The sequence below is a fragment of the Sphaerochaeta sp. genome (assembly GCF_050178175.1).
GTDB lineage: Bacteria > Spirochaetota > Spirochaetia > Sphaerochaetales > Sphaerochaetaceae > Sphaerochaeta.
In genome coordinates this window covers 1-7,606 of record NZ_JBFXGH010000108.1, presented here as the reverse complement: position 1 = coordinate 7,606, position 7,606 = coordinate 1, and the positions used below count along the sequence as shown (strand labels likewise).

The window sequence follows — 7,606 nt, the reverse complement described above, 5'->3', positions numbered from 1 at the left end:
GATGGCGATGGTTCTCTGGCTTATATGCCCGAGAGTGCGTGAACTGACGAGGAGCCGTATACCGAACGGTACGTACGGTTCTGTGGGAGGTCGGATGAGCCATTAAGGCTCATCCTCCTACCCGATTATCAGGAACGTTCCACCAATTGTACGCGGACACCATTCGGGTCATGTACAAAGCAGAAACGAATTGATGGATTCGGTGAGAAAGGGCCCTCTACAATGGGAATACCCTTTTGCTTGAGCATTTCCATGAAAGCATCGAGATTCTCTACGGACAATCCAATGCTGATGTCTTTTCCGATGGGTGATGGAGTATTCCCTTCGTGATAAATCAATTCAATTTTTGTTTCCCCATCTCCCAAAAACACAATCTCAGCAGCAGGTGTTTTCATCCTGCTGGATACCGGGAGTGAAAGCACATTTTGGTAGAATGCCAGGCTCTCTTCCATATCCCCTACAGTAATTGTTGTCCAAAGATATTGCATATTTTCTCCTTATAAGCACAATGATGTGACCATTGATTTTGTAAAACCGGCATTACAGTGGTCATACCTAACATTACCGTATGCCTTACATTCTGCAAAGAGAAATCACATCATGTCCAATTTACCAAGTATACGTATAATCGGCGTCAACGTCCACAATAATGCGTAAGCCTTAGGCACCCTATGGGACAGATTCCTTTGTTGGTGAAATCACTACCCTAAGCAGCGCAAAGATGATCGTCATTTATAGAAAGTGAATGCAAAAAAAAGCTGGACCATACTACCAGCTACGAAAAAAAAACAGGGTAAAGACAGACATTGGTGATGCCAGGAATGGATCCTTGAAGAAGGCTAAGCAACAACTCCGGTTCTTCTTGCCCAGGAAGGGAAACACCAGCCGGAAGAGGGTTCAAGCTGGGCCCAGAATATCGGAAATGGCTCCGTTCTTTTACATTTGCAACCCCGGTGGACCAATATAAAGAGGGAATGTGGTGGATCATTACACTGTTTTGGTGGGATTGGCACACACTCAGCTATGGCATTCTCTTACTTCATAGGGGGAAGACCCAGATGACAGGTATCACGAAGACTTGCAAGTCAATATATATGAAGACAGTGAAACCATTAGAATACGCCACAAGTACCACAAGATGATACGAGCAGGAAAGAATGCAAATGTGGATAAAGTAACTTGTGCGAGAGAAATCGTCTGTTTCATCTGTGGGATGATGACTGGAAACATCATGGCAAAATCCATCTAGAAACAGAAGCGTACAAGTAAGATGATAGGGTGATGGCCCCTTGTCACCTTTATGAGCAAATAAGCAACGGAGCTACTAGATAGAATGAAAGGTATCGATACCTCAGGGCAAGAGATGAACCGCCTCCTTTTCCGCCCCAGGGAACGGGGTATCTCACCTTGCTTTCACTGCACCCGCTCATGAGAGGAACCATATCATGATGATTCCTTTCCTCTCGTTCCGTTTGGGAATGAATTAGTATGAGAGAAACAGGGGAAAATGTGTACCCAGCCGGAGTCACCTCATAGGAAGTTGAATATGATTAGCTACACAGTATGCTGTGGAGAAAGCTGCCTGGAGATTGTATCCTCCACTCTGTCCATCAACATCCAAAATTTCACCACAGAAGTATAGGTGGTCCATCACCTTTGACTCCATGCTTCCCCTATCTACCTCTTTGATGTTTACTCCACCAGAGGTAACCATTGCAGCATTGAAACCTTTAATACCCTTGATGATGAAATGTCTCTCCGTGACTGCTTTCATAAGGGTCAGCCGTTGCTGTTTGTTCAGATTGGCAGGTGTAATGGTGGCTTCAAAATCCAGTTCTTTGATGACTTGTTGAGCAAGGGATGCCACAAGGCCGAATTCCTTGAGGATGGTTGAAACATGCTTCTTGGGTTGGGATGAAAGGAGCGCAAGGAGATTTTCCTGAACCGCTCGCTTGTTTTTCACCGGCAGCAGGGAGAACGTGATGGAATCGCCTGCCTTCAGCTCACGACTGGCTGTAAGAATCAGGGGACCGGAAAGTCCGTCGTGGGTGAACAGTATATCCCCCGTCGCTTGCAGGAACCGTTTTTTCTCCCCTGGATGATGGAACTCTGCATATGCATCGCGTATTGCATTACCTGCAAGGCGCATCCACTGATACGCATCCACCATGATGGCAGCGAGCGCTGGCTTTGGAGGAACGATGGTGTGCCCAAGCGTTTTGGCCAGGCCATACCCACTCCCATCACTTCCTGTGATTGGATAACTCAGTCCTCCCGTGGCCAATACAAGATTCCTGCAGATAAAAGACCCCTTATCGGTTTGCACATGGAAATACTCTCCATCCTTGCTCAGTGAAGAGATCTTGGAGTTGTACACTATGCTGGCTTTACTCTCCCTGACCAGCACATCCCTGATCTCATGGGCATCCAGTGAAGCAGGGAAAACCTTCCCATCCTCCCTGGTCACAAGGGAAACGCCCTTGGACTCGAACCATTGCATAATGGCTGAGGGAGGGAAAGCCTGGAAGGAGGGAAGCAGAAAGTTGCGCTGTGCTCTGCTTCCATAATGCTGCAGGAAATCCTCTTCCACTTGGGTATTGGTAAGGTTGCACATGCCCCCACCGGTGATCAGGATTTTCTTGCCTGCTGCTTCCTTGTGTTCAAGCAACAGTGCCTTGGAAGTGGGTAGATTTGCAGCAAGAAAGAGCCCAGCGGCCCCTCCTCCAATAATCACTACATCATAGGGAGTATTTCTAGTATCCATAGTATGGCTTGAACCACGAGACAAAAGCCTCAAGCCCTTGTTCAAGGGGAGTATTGGGTCTGAAATCAAAATCATTCATCAAGTCAGTGACATCCGCATAGGTCTGGTATACGTCCCCAGGTTGCATCGGAAGATACTCCTTCTCAGCGTCCTTACCAAGACACTGTTCCAGTGTCTCTATGAACTGCTTCAATTTCACTGGTTTGTTGTTGCCGATATTGTAGACCTTGTAGCGATCCTTTGCTTCATTCTCCTCAGGGATATTGGGAATGATGTTCTCCAATGCGGTGATGATGTCATCGATATAGGTGAAGTCACGCCACATATCCCCATTGTTGAAGACCTTGATGCTTTTTCCTTCCATAATCCGTTTGCTGAATGAGAAGTATGCCATATCCGGCCTTCCATACGGTCCATAGACCGTGAAAAATCTCAGTCCGGTGCTCGGGATATGATAGAGGTGCGTGTATGCGTGGGCCATCAGCTCATTGGATTTCTTGGTGGCTGCATAGAGACTTACAGGATTATCGGCTTTATCATCTGTTGAGTAGGGTATCTTGCTGTTCAAGCCATAGACTGAGCTACTGCTGGCGTACACCAGATGTTCTACTGCATGATGACGACAGCACTCCAGGATATTGAGAAACCCCACGAGATTCGATTGCAGGTATGCATACGGGTTGTCGATGCTGTATCTCACCCCCGCTTGGGCTGCAAGGTTGATGACATGGGTTACCTGGTGTCGGACAAAGATTGCATCAAGCTCATTCCTGTCAGCAAGATCAACTTTATAGAAGATGAATTGTTCTGAGGCCAACATCCTCAGTCGCTCTTCCTTGAGAGACACCTCATAATAATCGTTCAGGTTGTCCAAACCGATTACCGTGCATCCAAGCCCAAGCAATCGCTTGCTTAGATGAAACCCAATAAAACCGGCAACCCCGGTGACCAAATACACTTTATTCGTATCCAATCGCATCATATTTGCGCGCATAGTGCTCTCCTCAACGAGTGCTATTGTACCGTAGAAACTGGGTGATGGGTAGGGGATAAAAATTGGACCCCCTGAGAAAGGAGGTCCAGAAGAACAGAGCTGAAGCTCTTAGAGGGCGCCGAAAATAATCTTGATCACGAACAGAGCAAAAACAACCCAAGTCATCTTTGAAATGTCGTTGGTCTTCTTGGTGAAGAGCTTGAGCAACACATAGGAGAGGATACCAAACATGATACCATCTGCAATGCTGTAAGCTACGATCATGAAGATCATTGTCAGGAAGGCCGGGATAGCTTCGGTCATCTCGTCCCACTCAATATCCTTTACCGGGCTCATCATCATAACACCGACGATGATCAGGGCAGGTGCTGTAGCAGCACTGGGAATGGAACCGAACAACGGTTCGAGGAACAGGGAGAGAGCGAAGAGGATGGCCACGGTCAATGCGGTCAAACCAGTACGTCCACCTTCAACAACACCACTGGAGGATTCAACAAATGTGGTGACGGTGGAGGTCCCGAGGATTGCACCTACAGTGGTTCCGATTGCATCAGCGAACAGTGCTTCCTTACAGTTGGGGATGGAGCCATCATCCTGGATCATGTCTGCCTTGGTGGCACAACCTATCAGGGTTCCAACGGTATCGAACATATCTACAAACAGGAAGGTGAAGACAACGACGATGAAGTCAACACTCATGATGTTTGTAAACTCGAACGGGAAGAAGTAAGGGGCTGGGGGAAGGAAAGATCCGCCAGCATACTTTGTCACTCCGAAAGGAATACCAATAATCGTAGTGACGATGATACCAATCAGGAGGGCGCCATTTACCTTGTGGGCCAAGAGAATACCGGTGATGACCAAACCAATCATGGCAAGGCCGGGAGCTCCCATGAACCAGTCAGCATTCAGAGCAACCAATGTAGCTCCATCAACGATGATACCAGCATTCTGCATGCCAATGAAGGCAATGAAGAGACCGATACCAACACCGATTGCACGTTTTAGGTTGGCTGGGATGCTGTTGACTATTGCCTCCCGGATATTGGCGGCGGTGAGGATCAAGAAAATGATACCTTCAACGAATACTGCCGTGAGGGCGAACTGCCATGTGTAACCCATACCGAAAACGACGGTGTAAGTAAGGAAGGCGTTCAGACCCATGCCTGGGGCAAGAGCAAATGGCAGATTGGCCCAGAGGGCCATTACCAAGGTTGCGATTGATGCAGCAATTGCAGTTGCAGCAAATACTTTGGAGAAGTCCATTCCGGATTCGGAAAGGATGCCTGGGTTGACGGCAAGAATGTAAGCCATAGTTAGGAAGGTGGTAATACCTGCCATGACTTCAGTCTTGACGGTCGTTTTTCGTTCTTTGAGCTTGAAAAACTTTTCCATCGATGCACTCCTTGCAGATGTTTTGGTTGGTACCATTCTACCCTATCTGTATCAAATCGTACAGAAAAATCGTTACATTTGTTATATAACCAAATTATAGGGTATAATTTTGGGAATCTGGCTAAATTAATTCGAGAAAATTTGCTCTATAGCGAAGAAAAGCGCTTCACTATCAATACAAATTATTAATTATACTGTATACCTGCAACAACCAATATTTTCCCTTGAAGAATTATCGTGAAGTGCTACACTGATAGAAAGACGTTGCAAAATGTTGCAGAAGGAGCTCATATGGTTACGAAGAAAAAAATGCAGGAAGTGATAGAAACTGCAGCAAGACGGAAAAAAGCCGACTTGTGCATTACCAATGCCCAAATATTGGATGTATATAACAAGGAGTGGTTTGAGGCTGACCTTCTGGTCCAGTCCGGATATATAGCTGGATTTGCTGAGTGTGGCAAAGGTGAAGCTGAAACAGTGGTTGATGGTGGGGGACGATATCTCCTGCCAGGGTTCATTGACAGTCATGTGCATATCGAGTCCAGTCATGCCACCCCGGAGGAGTTCTCCAATCTCGTGGTTCCCTGTGGAACCACCACAGTAATCGCAGACCCCCATGAAATCTGCAATGTATGTGGTCTTGATGGATTGTCATACATGCTGGAGGCATCTAAGGAGACAGCGTTGCAAGCTTTCTTTATGGTGCCGTCCTGTGTCCCGGCTACTACTTTTGAGCATAGTGGGGCTGTATTGGAAGCAAAAGATATCAAGGAGGCCTTGCAACAGGAGAGAGTTCTCGGCTTGGGTGAGATGATGGACTTTCCTGGTGTTATAGCCGGAACAGACCTGGTCCTTGACAAGATCATGGAGGCGAAGCATCTCTGTAAGGTGATCGATGGCCATAGCCCAGCGATCGGGGGAGCAGAGCTTGATGCCTATGCAAGTACAGGGATCCTGACCGACCATGAGTGTGAGAACGAGCAAGAGCTGCATGACCGCATCCGTCGTGGAATGTATGTCATGCTTCGTGAGGGGTCTGCGTGTAAAAACGTTTTGATGCTCCTGGGAGGAGTGACGGGAAAAAACAGTAGACGTTGTGTTTTCTGTACGGATGACCGGCAACCGAAAAGCATTCTCACCGATGGACACATCAACAACAACGTACGTATTGCGGTACAGGATGGACTCGATCCCATCGAGGCCATCTGTATGGCCACCGTCAACAGCACAGATTGCTATCACCTGACTGACCGGGGTGCGATTGCACCTGGAAAGCGTGCGGATTTCCTGCTTTGCAATGACCTGAAAGAGTTCTTTATGCATCAGGTATATGTGGCGGGAGAATTGGTAGCTGAAGATGGGGTTATTCGCAAGGTTGCAAAGGTAAAGCATGACGATCGAGTCTCTGGCATGATGCATGTCAAGGATTTTTCCATCGATCGTCTTAGGCTGCCTCTTTCCAGATCCCATGTTCGGGTCATTGATATCATCCCAGGCGGGGTGGTCACTGGAGCAGGAGAGGCTGACGTGATGGTGGAAAACGGAGAATGGGTCCATGATAAGAGTCAGGATATCATCAAGCTTGCTGTGGTTGAGCGTCACACAGGAACAGGGAATGTGGCTGTTGCACTCTTGCGTGGGTATGGCTTGCAGGGTGGGGCAATGGCTACATCCGTTGCCCATGATTCACACAACATCATTGTGGCAGGGGATGATGATGAGGATATGGCCATGGCTGTAGAGCACTTGATCTCCATCGGTGGCGGTATGGTGATTGTGAAGCGGAAGAACATACTGGCTTCCTTTGTACAGAACGTTGCTGGTTTGATGAGCTACGAGGCAGGCTCAGTTATTGCTGAGCAGTTGGACAACCTTCATCATATTGCGCAGGAATCCCTGCATATCAGTAAGGAAATCGATCCATTCATGACACTCTGTTTCATGTCCTTGCCGGTTATCCCTGCCTATAAGCTCACCGATATGGGGTTGTTTGATGTGAGAAGTTTCAGCTTTGTCCCTCTGGAGCTCAATAGATAAGCGTCTTTGTGCCGACTTTGGCAACGGTTAGCTCGGTATCATAGAGGGTGGTCAGCATGGCACTGTTGACCACCTCTTCTTTTGGCCCATAACAAAGCAGTGAGCCTTTTTTTACCATCGCAACATGGCTGGCCAGTTCGTAGGCAAGGTTTGCGTCATGCGTGGTAAACAGAAGGGTTTTCCCTTTCGCATGCAGCTGTTTCAGGATGGTAAGCACCCGTTTTCGGTTTGCAGGGTCCAATGCACTTGTTGGTTCATCGAGCAAGAACATGGAACTCTGTTGAGCAATGGCCCTTGCAAGCAGCAACAACTGATGTTCTCCTCCGCTCAAGGTAGTGATATGCCTCTCTGCATAGTTTGCCAAACCCACATCATACAGTGCCTGATAGGCAATCTTTGCATCCTCTTCACTTGGT

At 47.6% G+C, this 7,606-nt stretch carries 6 protein-coding genes; 1 reads left to right on the top strand and 5 read right to left on the bottom strand.

Annotated elements, in window-relative coordinates; translation table 11 throughout:
• Nucleotides 1-128: 128 nt before the first annotated feature.
• The 4 genes from AB7S66_RS10260 to AB7S66_RS10245 all read right to left on the bottom strand — a co-directional run bounded on the left by AB7S66_RS10260 (nucleotide 129) and on the right by AB7S66_RS10245 (nucleotide 5,153).
• Nucleotides 129-488, bottom strand: a complete 360-nt coding sequence (locus AB7S66_RS10260; protein ID WP_428519691.1) for a VOC family protein — start codon at nucleotides 486-488, stop codon at nucleotides 129-131.
• 1,037 nt (nucleotides 489-1,525) lie between these two features.
• Nucleotides 1,526-2,764, bottom strand: coding sequence for an NAD(P)/FAD-dependent oxidoreductase (locus AB7S66_RS10255; RefSeq protein ID WP_428519689.1), 1,239 nt, complete (start codon nucleotides 2,762-2,764; stop codon nucleotides 1,526-1,528).
• Entirely contained in the window at nucleotides 2,754-3,758 is a 1,005-nt protein-coding gene (locus tag AB7S66_RS10250) for an SDR family NAD(P)-dependent oxidoreductase (protein ID WP_428519687.1), read from the bottom strand. Before AB7S66_RS10250 ends, AB7S66_RS10255 begins: the two co-directional genes overlap by 11 nt.
• A gap of 108 nt (nucleotides 3,759-3,866) precedes the next feature.
• On the bottom strand, nucleotides 3,867-5,153 hold the full coding sequence (locus tag AB7S66_RS10245; RefSeq protein ID WP_428519685.1) for an NCS2 family permease: 1,287 nt from the start codon (nucleotides 5,151-5,153) through the stop codon (nucleotides 3,867-3,869).
• Nucleotides 5,154-5,444: 291 nt separating this feature from the next.
• Here AB7S66_RS10245 and ade point away from each other — a divergent pair, with 291 nt between their 5' ends.
• On the top strand, nucleotides 5,445-7,190 hold the full coding sequence (gene ade, locus AB7S66_RS10240) for an adenine deaminase (protein ID WP_428519683.1): 1,746 nt from the start codon (nucleotides 5,445-5,447) through the stop codon (nucleotides 7,188-7,190).
• Here ade and AB7S66_RS10235 read toward each other — a convergent pair.
• On the bottom strand, nucleotides 7,180-7,606 hold a 427-nt coding region (locus AB7S66_RS10235; protein WP_428519681.1), incomplete at its 5' end, for an AAA family ATPase. The genes ade and AB7S66_RS10235 overlap by 11 nt on opposite strands.

Bases quoted from the DNA above. Each gene is read 5' to 3' on its own strand.
- AB7S66_RS10260 (WP_428519691.1), bottom strand. From the start codon at position 488: ATGCAATATCTTTGGACAACAATTACTGTAGGGGATATGGAAGAGAGC.
- AB7S66_RS10255 (WP_428519689.1), bottom strand. From the start codon at position 2,764: ATGGATACTAGAAATACTCCCTATGATGTAGTGATTATTGGAGGAGGG.
- AB7S66_RS10250 (WP_428519687.1), bottom strand. From the start codon at position 3,758: ATGCGCGCAAATATGATGCGATTGGATACGAATAAAGTGTATTTGGTC.
- AB7S66_RS10245 (WP_428519685.1), bottom strand. From the start codon at position 5,153: ATGGAAAAGTTTTTCAAGCTCAAAGAACGAAAAACGACCGTCAAGACT.
- ade (WP_428519683.1), top strand. From the start codon at position 5,445: ATGGTTACGAAGAAAAAAATGCAGGAAGTGATAGAAACTGCAGCAAGA.